Genomic DNA, 14,011 nt, shown 5'->3' with positions numbered 1-14,011 from the left:
CTCGCTCAGTAGGTGATCCACATCGGGTGACGGATGAGCGCCGCGCAGACGCCAATCCAGGCGAGGCGCGTGTTCTGCGCCTCCAGCGGCAGGTAGACCTGCTCGTACAGCGCCTGGGCCTCCGCGTCCGAGGGCGGCTGGCCGAGCATGCGCAGGGAGAGCGAGCGCAGGTTCTTCTGCACCGCGTCCGGGTTGCTCTTGGAGGTGTCGGCGAGCGTCACGTAGCGCAGCACTGCCGGGTTGTTTTTCTTGTCCACGGCACGCGCGCACCACGCCTGGGACATCTGCACCAGCGTCTGCGCGGCGGACGGACCGAAGCCCACGTCCCGCTTGCGGTACAGGAGCGAATTGCCGCCGCCGAGCGCCTCGAAGCGCTCGACGCTGCGCGAGTCGGAGACGTACTCGCCCGAGATGCCGGGGGCCCAGTCCCCGGGCCAGATGAAGAACTTGCCGCCGTTCGCCACGTACGGCTTGTTGCGCCAGTTGGAGTCGGTGGTGCTGACGAAGTCCTCGAGGGTGAGCCCGAGCTGCTCCATCAGGCTGATGATCATCTCCTCGGCGGTGAGCCGGCGGACGCTGAACTCCTCGGCCACGGGGGCCTCCAGTTGCGCGGGCGTGGCCGGCAGGTTCCGGATCCAGTCCTCCACCTGCGCGATGGTCAGCGTGACGCGGCCGTTGCTGATGAGCTCGTTGTACGGCTGCCCGGGCGGCATCTGGGGATAGCTGCCGGGGGCCACGCCGTTCAGCATCTGGATGAGCATGCTGTTCCCGGGGTCGCCGCGCTTCACGTACTTCTCGTTGTAGACGAGCCCGCTCTCGAAGGCGGTGAGCGAGGCGAAGAAGGGCTTGTTGCCGGTGAGGTGGCAGCCCTGGCACGCGGGCGCGAGCGCGAGACGGATCTCGTCGTTCTTGCTCACGGCCGCGCAGCTGTCGCCGCCCGGGTCCTCCGTGGAGTCACCGGGAGCGTCCGAGATCTTCCCGACGCAGCTCACGGCGAGGAGCGCGACCGCGGCCAGCGCGGCGCCCATCAGGGTCGAACGCAACGTGTTCATCACAGGCCCCTCCGCAGCTCGGGCTGTTCGAAGAGGTATCGGATGAAGGGTTTCAGCTTCCGGTCGCCCGCGACGAACTCCCGCGCGAGCTTGTCGATGAAGCCCTTCTCCGTGGCCGGGTTCAGGTCGCGGCCGATGAACATCGAATACATCTTGCGCGCGACGCAGCGGTCGAACTCGCCGGAGCGCACGACGAGCTTCCCGAAGCCGAGCGGGCCCATGGTGCCGTCGCCGTGCTCGCCGAGCAGCGTGTACGTGTCGGGCATCGTGTCGAGCAGCACCGCCTCGGGGTTGGCCTTCACCTGCTCGGGGGTGACGGGCGTGAGGATGGTGTTGGGGACGAACGCGTTCTTCCAGCGGTAGCCCGGTGAGGTGCCGATGTACGGGTACTGCCCGGACAGCCACTCCTTGGTGATGCGGTAGCGGCCCACGCCCGGCATGAAGGGCCACGGGACGTAGGAGCTCTGGGCCGGGTTGAAGTCCCAGCGCTTGAAGGAGATGGCCGCGGGGTCGAGCGTCCGGTGGCAGTGCAGGCACGTGCCGCCGGTGCCGGGGTCCACCTCCAGGGGCGGGAAGTGCACGTCCGCGGGCGGTGGCGAGAAGCTCTGGCAGGCGAACATCTCGAGGAAGCGCGCGGCCCGGACGCGCTCGCGCGGGAAGGACGACAGCGAGCCGATCATGGTGAGCACGCCCGCGGTGGGGATGCCCTGGGGCGCGTCGGTCGTGGTGCGTGGGTCGAAGCGGTAGGTGCGGTCGATGCTGCCGGAGCGCGCCCGGTTCGGGGTGAGCGCGAGGTGGAAGGGCTCCAGGTCCTCGACCACGAACTCGCGCCACGCCTGCGGATCATCCGGCGTGGGGTGCAGCGGGTCGCGCGGCGCGTTGTCCGCGTCGGGACGCCACCACGTGGTGTTCTTGTCCAGCGCGCCGTTGCCCATCTGCCGGCCGAAGCGCACGTACAGCGCGCGCAGCCAGTTGGTGCCGACCGAGTAGTTCCCGAGGATGAGGTCCGAGAGTGGCCGGTCGTGCCACGCGAGGTGCGCGAAGAGGCGCGCGGGCTCCTCGTAGGGGTGCCGGCGCTGCATGCCGAAGTCGTAGTTGCTGTTGCTATGGAGGCCAAAGAGCGGGCTGCACCACACCAGGTTCGGGCCGCAGCCGCACGCGGGGGGCAGCATGGGGTCGTAGTAGCCGCCGTTCGCGAGGCCGCAGTCGACCGGCTGGCCCTTGCTGTCGGTGACCTGGGTGACGTCGGAGCCGGCCTTGCCGAGCACGGTGACGGTGGTGCCCGGCGCCCACCAGGGCTCCACCTGGTGCACCTCGGGCACGGCGGGGTTGCCGTCGGCGTCCTGGTCCTGGCACTGCCTGGCCGGGTCCTTCGAATCGCCGAACTCGTGCACGGCGTAGTACGCGCCCGCGTGCGCGGTGTTGGCGTCGCACTTGAAGAGGTGGCCGGACATGTCGCCCTGGTAGGCGTCACCCGCCGCGCCGGTGGTGTATGCGCCCACCGCGAGCCACTCGTGGCCGAAGTTCACCATCCGCTCGTAGAACTTCGGCGAGGCGAGCGCGGCCTCGAGCATGGAGCGCAGGATGGATTCCCGCGCCTCGGGCGTGGTCGCGGCCGCCATCGCCTCGTACTGCTCGACGGTGGGCGTCGTCCCCGTGAGACCGAGGACGAGGCGGCGCAAGACCCGCGTGCCGCTCATCTGGTCATTGAGAGGGACGGCGGGGGGAGGTGCTTCGGGGCCACATTGTTGTGCGTGCGCGTCGACTCCGGTGAGCCCGAACGCCGCGAAGAGCACAGCCAGCAGGGCCGCGCGCTTCAGGTGCAAGTGCCAGTGCATATGCACGAACAATACACCGGGAGCATGACTCCATGACACAGGAAGCGCGCTCTGGGCTCAGCACGTATCCAGCAGTGACACGGTGGCCGGCAGCGGGTGGCGGGGAGGAGGGGACTTCGGGTGACAGCCGGGACTGGCGGGAACTGCCCCGTGGGCTCGACGTGCACCGATTCACTCGCGATTTCTCGAAAGGCGCGTGCCATCGCGGGTTTAGGGCACCTCTCCTCCGTGGATTCGAATCCTGTCGGGGACACTGAAGTCAGGTGTGTTCCTTGAACGGCTTGAGCAGCTGCAGTGCAGCCACGGTCGTGAGCGACAGAACCGCCCCGAGCCAATAGAGCCGATAGGCGACAGCAGCTCCGACCGCGGCGGTGATCCAGATGCTCACGGCGGTCGCGATCCCCTGGATCTCTCCCCTGCCCTTGACGATGACACCGCCTCCAATGAAACCAATGCCGCTCAACACGGCCTGAAAGACATAGCCCTGAGCGCGCGCCTCGCCGGGGAAGGCATGCTGGCCGATGAGCAGGAATGCACACGCTCCCATGCCGACGAGCGGAAACGTGCGCAGTCCGGGCGAGAGCGCCCGGTGGTCCCGCTCCCAACCCACGGGCAGCCCCAGCACGAAGGCCAGCGCGAGGCGCAGCAACATGCTCAAATCGAAGCCGAGTCCTTCCACCGTGAAGCCTCAATCCTGATGGAGCTGTTCCTCGATCAGCTCCGCCATGCTGCGTGGCGCGGCCTCGCCCAGCTCGAACTCCACCCGGTCGATGGTCCCGTTGAAACGGAAGGGCAACCGGTCGCGATAGCCGGGCCAGACCGGGGACAACGTGTCCTCTCCGACATCGAGCGTCTCACCGAGGCCGAAGTACCCGGGCACCTGCCTGGCAATCCGCCCCTCCCCCACCGCGGCGCCGTTGCAGAAGAGCCGCACCACGGCCGGCCCTCCTGGAGTCCCCGGCGTCTCACAGGTGAACTCCATCCGAAGCTCAGCCTCGCCGCCGGGCAGCGCTGTCCTTGAGAGGACGTCGAAGCGCTCGAACCCGAACCAGTTGTAGTGATAGCGCAGCCGCCCGTCCTCCACGAACAGGCTCCATCCCGCGGTATCTCCGCCCAGGCACACCAGCACACCCTCGGCGCCCTTCACGGGAAGCCGCGCGTGGAGGGTGATGGCATGATCGACGTTCGCCAGCGTGAGACCGCTGCTCTCCGGCAGACGCACCATGCCCGGATAGAGGGTCAGCCGCCTGCGGCCGGCGAAGAAGCCCGGCCGCAAGCTCACATCCGCCCGCTCCGCGAAGCGATCATCCAGCGGAAACACGTCGTGCTTCGCCGCTTCCAGCAGGAACAGGTCTTGAAGCTCGCGCAGCTTCTGGGGGTAGCGGGCCGCCAGGTCCTCGGACTGACTGAAGTCCTCATCCAGGTGGTACAGCTCCCAGGTGTCCTCATCGAAGCTGGCACTGCCCCGGGTGACCCAGGGCAGCCGCCCGTGACGGCAGCAGGCAGTCCAGCCGTCGTGATAGAGCGCGCGGTTGCCCAGCATCTCGAAGTACTGCGTGGTGCGCGGGCTCTTCGCCTCCGCGTGGGCCCGGTCGAAGGTGTACGCCATGCTCACGCCTTCCAGCGGCTTCTGCGGCACGCCGTCGACGCTGACCGGCTCGCGGATCCCGACGGCCTCGAGGAGGGTGGGAACGACGTCGACGACGTGGTGGAACTGGAAGCGCTTCTGGCCCTTGTCCGCGATCCACGCGGGCCAGCTCACAATCATCCCGTTACGGGTGCCCCCGAAATGGGACGCCACCTGCTTCATCCACTGGAACGGGGTGTCCCCGGCCCAGGCCCAGCCCACCGCGTAATGCGGCGTGGTTCCTGGCAGCCCCCACTCCCCCATCCGCGCGAGACTTGCCTCGATGGGCGGCTCAATGCCCTGCATGGTGGCGGTTTCGTTGGGGGTCCCGGTCAGCGATCCCTCCGCGCTCGAGCCGTTGTCGCCGAGGATGTAGAGGAAGAGCGTGTTCTCGAACTCGCCCAGTTCCTCGAGGGCGTGGACCAGCCGGCCCACTTCGTGGTCGCAGTGCTCGAGGTAGTCCGCGTAGTTCTCCGCCTGGAGGCGGAGCAGCGCCTGCGCCTCGGCATCGAAGCTGTCCCAGGCCGGCAGCTCCTTGGGCCGGGAGGTCAGCCTCGTGCCCGGGGCGATGACGCCCAGCTCGAGCTGCCGCTGGTAGACGACTTCGCGGTAGCGGTCCCAGCCCATGTCGAAGCGGCCGGCGTTGCGCCCGCGCCAGTCGAGGGGCGGCTGGTGGGGGCCGTGCGCCGCGGCGGGGGCGAAGTGCACGAAGAACGGTCGCTCCGGGGCGATGGCCTTCTGCGTTCGCATCCAGGCGATGCAGTCGTCCGCGAGGTCCCGGGTGAGCTGGTAGCCCTGTTCCGGCGTGCGCGTGGGATGGACGGGGGTCGTGTCGCGGTAGAGCGCCGGGTAGAACTGATCCGTCCCTCCGCCGAGGAACCCATAGAAGTAGTCGAAGCCGCGCCGGGTGGGCCAGTGCGTGAAGGGCCCCGCGGCGGAGGCCTGGTTCAGCGGAGTGGTGTGGTTCTTTCCCCACCAGCCGGTGGCGTAGCCGTTGGGGGCAAGCACCTCCGCGATGGTCGCGCAGCTCCGCGACAGGATTCCGCTGTAGCCCGGGTAGCCGGTGGCCATCTCCCCCACCACCCCGAAGGAGGCCGAGTGGTGGTTGCGGCCGGTGAGCAGCGCCGCCCGTGTGGGCGCGCAGAGCGCGGTGGTGTGGAACTGGCAGTAGGTGAGGCCCTCCCTCGCCAGCCGCTCCGAGGTGGGCATGCGCACGAGCCCGCCGTAGCTGCTCGGCCACGCGTAGCCCACGTCGTCCAGCAGCACGAGCACGATGTTCGGCGCGCCCGGCGGCGCCCGCTGGAAGCCAGGGGAGTCTGGCTCCGAGTCCTTCCAGGTCATCCCGATCTTCGCATTCGGGAAGCGGTGCTCGGGCCTCGGATAGCTGTCCCGCTCAATCCGTTTCGGCGTCCGCCCCTTCTTCTTCGCCATCGCCGCGTGCCTCCACCCGAGAGATGAGGACGATGAACGGAACCGCAAGCCGCGCGCTCTGCTCGGACCTCCGCCCGTGTGACGCACACGCGGGGCGCGCAGGCCGGTCCTTGCCTGGCAGGCCGGTTGCGCGGTCGTCCCGGAAGGCTTGCCGTTTCGTGCGGGCACCGTGACCTTCAACCCATGATGGCCGGGCTCCTTCAGGCGCTGTCGAGCATCGGGATCCTGGTGTTCTCCGTATGCACCATGCTCGCCGTCGGACTGGGCCACACGCTCCGCGACATATTGAGTCCGCTGCTCGACGCGCGTGGGGCCATCCGTGCGCTGGTGGCGAACTTCGTCCTCGTCCCACTGCTTGCGTACGGCGTGGTGCAGGTGGTGCCCCTGGACAGCTCCTATGCCACGGGCTTCATGCTCATCGGCACGGGGGCGGGCGCTCTCTTCCTCATGAGGCTCACCGCGGTCGCGGGCGGCAACATGCCGTTGAGCGCGTCACTGACGGTGCTCCTCATGCTGGCCACCGTCCTCTACATGCCCCTGGTGGTCCCGCTGTTGGTGCCGGACGTGAGGGTGCGTCCGGCGGCAATCGCGTTGCCGCTGCTCTGGTCGATGATTCTTCCCCTGTGCGCAGGGCTCTACGTCCGGGCCCGGCACCCGACGCTGGCGGAGCGGCTCCGGCCCGGGTTGGGCAAGCTCGCCATGGTGGCGTTGGCCGTGCTGGTCGCCGCAACCCTTGTGGCCAACTTCGGGGGCGTCGTGCGCATCATCCACACAGGCGCCATCCTCGCCCCGCTGCTCCTGATTCCAGGCGCCTTCGGCATCGGCTGGGTCTTCGGCCGCGAGTACCGCGGAGGACACGTGGTGTTGGGGCTGGGCACCGGGCAACGCAACATCGCCGCGGCGATGGTGGTGGCCACCCAGGGGGTGGGGGATCAGAACGCAGAAGTGATGGTCGTCGTCTCCTCGCTGGTCGGGTTCGCCGTCCTCTTCCCGATTGCGTGGCTCCTCGCGCGGCGCAGCCGGCGGCAGCGGCCCCTGCGGCACGGGGGCATGGTCCGCGCCTGAGCGATGGGCAGCCAGCGCCGCGCGCAAGGGGAGAACCAGGCCGGCATATCGCCCGGGCTGAAGGTCATTGCGTGGCGGAGGGCATCTTCCGGAGCCTGGGGTCCTCCCGATACGCCACTCCCGAAATGCACTTCCTCCAGCGCAGCGGCGGCGCGATGCCGCCCCACCCCCCTGGAGTGATTCGATGCTTGGACGGACGTGGTCTTCGCGGCGCCGCTGGTGGGGCGCCGCGTCGCTGGTGGTGATGTTGACGGGCGGCGGCTGTGACACCACCGGGCCCGTGACCGGAACGGAAGCCCCCGAAGCCTCGCTGGCCGTGAGCCTGGAGGACGCCTTCGTGGCGGTGCCCCGGGCCACGAGCACGGAGCAGCGCCAGCAGGTGGAGCAGCGCCTGTCCGGCATCGTGGAGGACGCGGGCACCCACTTCTACCTGGCCATCAAGCGCAGTGAGCTGGGCCAGAAGTGGTTCCTGTCCGCGTTCCTCAAGCAACTCCATCCCAGTGGGGTGGACGCCGGCGCTGCCAGTTCGATGGGCACGCGGGTGGTCTCATTCCAGGAGCAGAACGGCCGGCTCTTCGTGCTGGATGTGGACGGCCGCAAGAAGCTCAGCGACGTGTTCGACCCCCAGGTGCTGGTGGAGGCCTACCCCGTCGTCACCGACTACGGCCCCTTCAACCGCCTGCGCAACGCCGGCCAGTACGTGCTCATCGACCCGTCGGCGGGGCTCAACCGTTTCGGCGTGATGGGGGACTTCCTCGCCCGCACCACGCGCTTCCAGACGGAGCTGAGCTTCGCGCAGCGCTTCCACCCCGTCACGGACGGGATTGCCTTCGAGCAGGTCTTCACGGGCTACTCGGAGGTGTCCGACCCGTTCGCCGTGGAGTACCTGGAGCCCAATGGCTACCGCCTCTCCGGCACGCTCGGCCTCGCCCTGCGCCGCTACAAGGAGGGGCCCGGCTACACGCCCACGGCCATGCCCGAGCAGACGCTCTACTTCGCGGGAGCGCCCAGCTTCATCACCAACTCCGGTGGCTGGACGGACACCCCGGCGGTGAAGTGGAACATCCACCCCGGGATGAAGCCCATCCGCTGGTTCATCACCCCCACCGTGAACTCGATCCAGGCCGACCCGCGCTTCCAGGCCTATGACCTGACGGGCGCCATCAAGCGCGGCGTGGAGGGGTGGAACCAGGCATTCGGCTTCAAGGTCCTGGAGGCCACGGTGGGCGGCGCGGGGCTCGACTACGCGGATGACGACAAGAACGTCCTCATCTTCGACCCGGACGAGGGCGTGCCCTTCGCCTTCGCGAACTTCCGCATCAACCCCAACACCAGCGAAGTGCGCGGCGCCAGCGTCTACCTGCCGGCCTTGTGGCTGGTGCTCGGGGACGAGCGCTTCGAGAGCGACCCCGGTGCGTTCGCCGCCGCACGGGCACGGACGCGCCCGCCCGTGAGCCTGTCCTGGTCCGGGATGAAGGCGGAGTCGCTGTGCGACCTGAACGTCCTCGATCGCTTCGGCGACCCGGAGGCCGGCCTCGCGTCGTCGCTGACGGCGCTCACGCCCCAGACGAAGAAGCAGAAGGTGGAGGCCTACCTCACGCACGTGGTGTTGCATGAGATTGGCCACACGCTGGGCCTGCGCCACAACTTCGCCGGCTCGCTCGCGTATGACGGCACGCCCACGGGCCTGCGCAGCAGCTCCGTGATGGACTACCTCGTGGACGAGGACTCCATCATGGACAGCGCGCCGGGCCCCTATGACGTGCAGGCGGTGCGCTACCTCTACGGGCTGGACACCCAGCTTCCCACCTGGGAGTTCTGCACGGACCAGGACCGGTTCACCGACCCGCGCTGCGCCATCAGAGACAGCACGAACGACCCGTTCAGCTTCACGCTGGCGGACTTCAACGTCTACGCACAGAGCTTCCTCACCACGGCCGCGGTCACCAACAGACTCAACCTCACCCTCAGCAGCCGCACCAATCAGGTCCTGGGCTTCGTGCGGGCCGGGACGGAGCAGGTGCGGGCGTACCAGGACATCCTGGCCCAGGTGCGGCCGCCGCTCGTCGTGCCTCCGGGCGCGCCCGCGGTCTACGCCTCCCGCGCGGATGAGCTCGCCCGCCGCGTCCTCGCGCGCCTCTACCTGGATCCGGTGGCGTCGCGCGGCGGCATCTTCACCGCGGATGCGCCCACCACGCCGCAGTTCACGGCGCCGGTGATGGCTGACGTGCGCGGCATCCTGCTCAACGTGGACGGAGTGCGCGGCTACGCGGCGCGGCGCGCCATGGTGGACATCCTGAAGCAATTCCAGACGCTGTCCGCGTACTCGGCGCTGCGCGAGGCCCGCGACACGCTCACCGCGCAGCTCCCGTCACTCACGGGGGAGGAGCGGTTGCAGGCCGAGGACCTGCTGGCGCGCATCACCAGCGCGCTCTCGCCCTACTACCGCTGACCCGCGGGCCCAACAGGGGAAGGCGGCAGACGGGCCGCCTCCCCTCTCACTTCAAGGACTCCGGCCCCGCGTCAGTGCGGTTGATAGATGGAGTAGGCGAAGTGGTAGAGCAGGGAGCTGGAGCTCGCGAGGTCCGCCTGCATGCCGACGGAGGCCAGGTCGTAGTAGTGCATGCTGATGCCGTTGTCATAGCTCTTCCTGCCTGCGGCCGCCGGAAGGTTGACGTAGACGGAGAAGTAGCCGTTGGCCTGGCTGACCCCGCTGACCTGCGACTGCGATTGATAGGTGCTGGGGGTATAGACCACGACGGTGACCGGGGCATTCGGAACACCATTGCCGAACTGGTCGACGACGCGTCCGCTGACCGTGGCCGTCCGGTACACGCGCCAGGCGTCTCCGTAGCCATAGTTGAGATAGCCCCCATTGCCGCCATCGGTGGTGACGCTGCTCAGGGTTATCGCGCTCCCCGCGGAACCGATGCGCAGGGTGTAGGACGTCCCCGGAGTCACCGTGTCGAGCGAGAGCACCCGCACATACCAGGTGCCTGCCGGAAGCTGGTAGTTGGCCTGGGTATTCTTGCTGACGGTCGCGGCGGGAGCCCCATTGGGGTTCGAGAAGATCTGCACCTGGTACGTCCCCGTGGCCGCCGTGTTCAGTGAAAACGCATAGGTATTCTGCTGCGTGACGGTGAGGACACGCCAGTCCTCGTCAAAGGCATTGTCCAGGGTGCGCGTCACGCTGACCGCCGTGCTGAGGCTCTTCGCCTGCCAGGGGTTGTCATCCGGCTCGTCGCTGTCGGGCGTATTGGAGGACAGCACGGCCAGCGTGTACGGATTGACCGGATCCGCGCCCTGGTACGCATTCACCATGATGAAGTAGTAGTCACCCGCGGTCGCGGTGGTGCTGGCCTGCTCGTAGTGCGCGGGGCCATAGAAGGACTGCGCCTGGAGCGTCAGGGTGCCGTCCAGCGGATTGAACTTATACAGGTACAGGTCGTAGTCGACGCTGGTGTTGCCGACGGTCTGCAGGAAGGCGGTGACCTTCCCATTGGCGGGGACGTAGACGTAGTACCAGCCCTGCGCGCCCTGGGTGTCCAGCGTGTCACTCCACTGCGTGTTCAGGTCGAGGTACTGGGCGGTGCCCGGGTCGGTGTTCGGACCTTGCAGGCCCATTCCACCGCCTGGAGTGAAGCCGCGCGGAAGCGCGTCACGGGAGATCCTGGGTGCCTCGATGCTCTTGGCCGGCGCCATCGCCGCGGAGCCAGATGGCTGCTGCTTGAGGCGCATCAGACCTTCATCAAGGCGCGCGGGGCTCGCCGCGACGGCGGACGACACCGTCAGCAGCATGACCACCAGGGGCTTCAGGACAGCACGGCTGCATGCCTCGTGACCAAGCAATCTCATTCAATCCTCTCAATGCGCCAGGATTTGACGCATGCCTTTATAGAAAGGACATGGATTGATTTGAATGTCCAGACCCCCATCCCGGGTACGGGATTCCTCGTAGTGAAGACAGTCCTGCATCGTTTTCCCCGTCGTGGACTCCTCCCTCAACAGAGTGAAGCGGAGGATCCAATCGATGAAGAATTCCATGCCCCTGGTACGCGCCGCGATTGCAATGACCCTGGTCTGCGGAGGCTGCGGCGACGCTCCGGACGCGGCGCACGACAACGACACGCTCCGGACCTCCGGGCCGGCCATGACGTTCGAGGCGTTTCTCGGCACCGTCGAGCAGGGCCCGCTGGGAGGGTACATCTACGACGGCGACATGCCGGCCCGGGACATGGAGGAACTGAGGCAGGCCTGGGAGCGGCTGTACCCGCCCGGCGGGGCCCTGACCGTCGCCCGTTACAGCCAGATCGAGGAGAATGTCTGGCAGAACGGACAACAGCTCAACCTGACCTATTGCGTCAGCAATGACTTCAACGGGCAAAAGCAAAACGTCGTCAACGCCCTGAACACGGCGGGGGCCGCGTGGGGCGCGCAGGCGTCCATCCAGTTCGTCTATCGCCCGGATCAGGACGCCAACTGCACCAACACGAATGGGAGCGTCGTCTTCAACGTCGCCCCCTTCACCAGCACGACCGTCCTTGCGAAGGCATTCATGCCTCGCAGTGCTCGCGAGCATCGCACGCTCTATATCTCGAACATGGCGTTCGTCAGCGGCAACGGCTGGCCCCTGCTGTCAGGGCTCCTGGCGCACGAACTGGGGCATGCGCTCGGCTTCGTCCACGAGTTCGTCCGGACCGGCGCGTGCGCCGACGACTTCGGAGGATCCTGGCTCGCCGTCACGCCCTCCGACGCCGGCTCCATCATGAACTACCCCTTCTGCGGCGGGACCAACACCACGCAGCCGTCCTCGAGCGACGTGGAGGGGGCGGCCCAGTTCTACGGCAGCCGCGTCTGGGCCAGCGCGAGCGCCCCGGCGGGGTGCGGCCAGCTGCCCGCCGGCAAGGGACTGGACCGGGGGCAGGTGCTCTGGTCCTGCGACAGTTGGCACTACCTCCAGCACCTGGTGGACGGCGGCCTGCGGCTGGTCAAGATGACCCCGGGGCCCAGCGGGTCCACCCACGTCACCACGTGGTCTTCCGGCACCGGGGGGAACGCGGGCTACGGCACGTACATGCAGAGCGACGGCAACCTGGTGATCTACTCCGGCCTCGGGCGGCCCATCTGGCACACCAACACCTATGGAAACCCGGGCTCCAAGCTGGTGCTCCAGAACGACGGCAACATGGTCATCTCCTCGCCGCAAGGGCAGGTGCTTTGGAGCACTGGCACCGCTGGGCAATGAGACGGCCATGAGCCCGCGTTGAAGCTCATTCAAAGAGGGACACCTCGGAGAGGGTATAGAACTCGGCGGGCTGGGGCGTGCCGCCGTAGGCAAGGGTTTCCACGGACAGCCGCACGAAGCGCACGGGCCCGGTGCCGGAGAGGGGCACATCCTGGAAGACCGGCTCCTGGACGCCCAGGTCCAGCCGTCCGTCTCCAAAGGGAGAATCCCCTCCGGCCGCCTCGGTGTAGAAGCCGAACCGCGCGTCGCGCAGGTTGCGCTCCAGCGGGCTCATGTCCCGCAGCAGGACGCGCGCCAGCGGTTGCCATTGCTCTCCATCCGCGCTGCCCTCCAGCACGAGCCAATCCTTGCCACCCCCACCCTGCAGGAACTTCAACCCACGCACCACCGCGCGGCGGGGCAGGCCCGGCTGGGGCAGCGTGATGACGACGCCGAAGGCCCGCGGGTCGGTCTCCTTCTCGAAGAAGTCCACCGGCGTGAGCAGGCCATCCGTCCATGGACAGACCTCCGGGAAGGACGGCTCGCACGCCGCGCCGCGGCTCAAGGGGCGCAGTGTCCCCGGGGGCAGAGGCTCCGCGCCGGTGCGCCACTCCTGCCGGAAGTCCACGGAGCTGGACTCGCCCCCCAGCGGGGAGAACAGCCACGTGCCCACGCTGGCCGCGCGCAGGTGCACCTGGGGCGCGGCGAAGTCCTCCAGCACGTACGGGCTGGGGGTCCATGGGGAGACCGTGCCGTCCTGACGCCAGAGCAGTCCGCCGCCGGCCGTGACCCACAGCAGGGGCACGGGGTCCGTGGGAAGGAGGGGCACGAAAACTCCGTCCTCGGTGACCAGGTCCAGCGTCCGCGCCGTCTCCGGCAGGGGGGGCACCGGGGGCGCGGGCGGGAAGGCCACGGTGGGCCCCTGTTCGCTGGTGCCCACGAGCGGATGGGCATCCCAGGGCTGGAGCGCGGGCAGCTCCACGTCGTCCTGCATGTAGAACGACAGGAAGGTCCCGCTGCCGTCCGCTTCCAACGGCAACGTCGCCCGCAGCCGGTGGACGCTCCGCGAGTAGACCTTGTCGATGACGGCATCCCCGGAGAGCAGCTCGAGGGTGTAGTCGCCGGAGGACTCCGTGGTGGCGGTGCTGAACGGCTTGAAGACGTCGTCCCCATCCTCCATGCGCTCGATGGGCAGCGCGAAGCCCGCGCGCGGTGTGCCGTCCCGATGGAGCACGCGGCCATAGGCGAAGATGGGGTCCTCGGGATAGCGCTCGCATCCCGCGGTGGCGAAGGCCAGGAGGCCCAGGGAGGTGACGAGTGCGCGTCGCATGTCAGTAGGTCGCCTTGAGCCCGAAGAGGGGGAGGATGACGGGGATGCGGACGGGAGAGCGCACGGGGCGGATGTCCTTGTGGGGAGAGCCCTCGTAGTCGCCGCCCTCGAAGCGGTACTCGTAGGCCACCACCTCCTGCCGCGCGGAGATGTTGAGCACGTCGAGCGACGCATCCAGCGTGAAGTCCTGGTAGGCCCACGACTTCGCGATGCGCGCGTCCACGCGGAAGAACGGCGCCAGCCGCTGCGTGCGGTCCAGATCCTGCCGCACCCATTCGGTCGAGCCGTTGCCGTCCGTCACCCAGCGCTGTGTCTGGGAGGTGATCTGCCCCGTCTCCGGACGGCCGGTGTTGAAGTGCACCACCGTGCCCACGGTCCAGTTGTTGCCGAACTTGTAGCTGAGCGCGGCGTTGAGCGTGTGCGCCTGCTCGAAGGCGAAGGGCA

The 14,011-nt window shown here is 68.3% G+C and carries 9 protein-coding genes and 1 pseudogene; 3 read left to right on the top strand and 7 right to left on the bottom strand.

Annotation, left to right across the window (positions count from 1 at the left end):
• Positions 1-5 precede the first annotated feature (5 nt).
• The 4 genes from D7W81_RS09870 to D7W81_RS09855 all read right to left on the bottom strand — a co-directional run bounded on the left by D7W81_RS09870 (position 6) and on the right by D7W81_RS09855 (position 5,948).
• Complete coding sequence (locus tag D7W81_RS09870) at positions 6-1,052, bottom strand: hypothetical protein (protein ID WP_120555088.1); 1,047 nt, start codon at positions 1,050-1,052, stop codon at positions 6-8.
• Positions 1,052-2,752, bottom strand: a complete 1,701-nt coding sequence (locus tag D7W81_RS09865) for a hypothetical protein (protein WP_244227107.1) — start codon at positions 2,750-2,752, stop codon at positions 1,052-1,054. The genes D7W81_RS09870 and D7W81_RS09865 overlap by 1 nt, the downstream gene beginning before the upstream one ends.
• 397 nt (positions 2,753-3,149) lie before the next feature.
• Positions 3,150-3,569, bottom strand: coding sequence for an MgtC/SapB family protein (locus tag D7W81_RS09860; RefSeq protein ID WP_244227106.1), 420 nt, complete (start codon positions 3,567-3,569; stop codon positions 3,150-3,152).
• Positions 3,570-3,578: 9 nt separating this feature from the next.
• Positions 3,579-5,948: an arylsulfatase gene (locus D7W81_RS09855; protein WP_120555086.1), complete on the bottom strand. Its 2,370-nt coding sequence runs from the start codon at positions 5,946-5,948 to the stop codon at positions 3,579-3,581.
• Between the two features lie 183 nt (positions 5,949-6,131).
• Here D7W81_RS09855 and D7W81_RS09850 point away from each other — a divergent pair, with 183 nt between their 5' ends.
• Positions 6,132-7,013 (top strand): bile acid:sodium symporter family protein, encoded by an 882-nt coding sequence (locus D7W81_RS09850; RefSeq protein ID WP_208721236.1) that lies wholly within the window; start codon positions 6,132-6,134, stop codon positions 7,011-7,013.
• A 184-nt stretch (positions 7,014-7,197) separates the two neighbouring features.
• Positions 7,198-9,465, top strand: coding sequence for a zinc-dependent metalloprotease (locus D7W81_RS09845; protein ID WP_120555085.1), 2,268 nt, complete (start codon positions 7,198-7,200; stop codon positions 9,463-9,465).
• 71 nt (positions 9,466-9,536) lie between these two features.
• On the opposite strand, the gene D7W81_RS09840 is transcribed toward D7W81_RS09845, so the two are convergent.
• Entirely contained in the window at positions 9,537-10,817 is a 1,281-nt protein-coding gene (locus D7W81_RS09840) for a carboxypeptidase-like regulatory domain-containing protein (RefSeq protein WP_120555084.1), read from the bottom strand.
• A gap of 238 nt (positions 10,818-11,055) precedes the next feature.
• On the opposite strand from D7W81_RS09840, the gene D7W81_RS09835 reads away from it, so the two are divergent.
• Positions 11,056-12,258 carry a matrixin family metalloprotease gene (locus tag D7W81_RS09835; RefSeq protein WP_147445412.1) on the top strand — a complete coding sequence of 401 codons (1,203 nt, stop codon included), beginning with the start codon at positions 11,056-11,058 and terminating at the stop codon, positions 12,256-12,258.
• A 25-nt stretch (positions 12,259-12,283) separates the two neighbouring features.
• On the opposite strand, the gene D7W81_RS09830 is transcribed toward D7W81_RS09835, so the two are convergent.
• The gene (locus D7W81_RS09830; RefSeq protein ID WP_120555082.1) at positions 12,284-13,567 is read right to left on the bottom strand and encodes a hypothetical protein; all 1,284 of its coding nucleotides are present in this window, start codon (positions 13,565-13,567) and stop codon (positions 12,284-12,286) included.
• Position 13,568: 1 nt separating this feature from the next.
• Positions 13,569-14,011 (bottom strand): annotated as a pseudogene (locus tag D7W81_RS09825) (TonB-dependent receptor domain-containing protein); the annotation flags it as partial.

The organism is Corallococcus aberystwythensis, from assembly GCF_003612165.1.
Classification (GTDB): Bacteria; Myxococcota; Myxococcia; order Myxococcales; family Myxococcaceae; genus Corallococcus; species Corallococcus aberystwythensis.
Note: the sequence above shows the minus strand (reverse complement) of the source record. Positions and strands in the feature narration are given on the sequence as shown.

Coding starts and splice junctions, on each gene's coding strand:
- D7W81_RS09865 (WP_244227107.1), bottom strand. CDS start 2,752: ATGAGCGGCACGCGGGTCTTGCGCCGCCTCGTCCTCGGTCTCACGGGG.
- D7W81_RS09855 (WP_120555086.1), bottom strand. CDS start 5,948: ATGGCGAAGAAGAAGGGGCGGACGCCGAAACGGATTGAGCGGGACAGC.
- D7W81_RS09830 (WP_120555082.1), bottom strand. CDS start 13,567: ATGCGACGCGCACTCGTCACCTCCCTGGGCCTCCTGGCCTTCGCCACC.
- D7W81_RS09845 (WP_120555085.1), top strand. CDS start 7,198: ATGCTTGGACGGACGTGGTCTTCGCGGCGCCGCTGGTGGGGCGCCGCG.
- D7W81_RS09870 (WP_120555088.1), bottom strand. CDS start 1,052: ATGAACACGTTGCGTTCGACCCTGATGGGCGCCGCGCTGGCCGCGGTC.
- D7W81_RS09850 (WP_208721236.1), top strand. CDS start 6,132: ATGATGGCCGGGCTCCTTCAGGCGCTGTCGAGCATCGGGATCCTGGTG.
- D7W81_RS09835 (WP_147445412.1), top strand. CDS start 11,056: ATGCCCCTGGTACGCGCCGCGATTGCAATGACCCTGGTCTGCGGAGGC.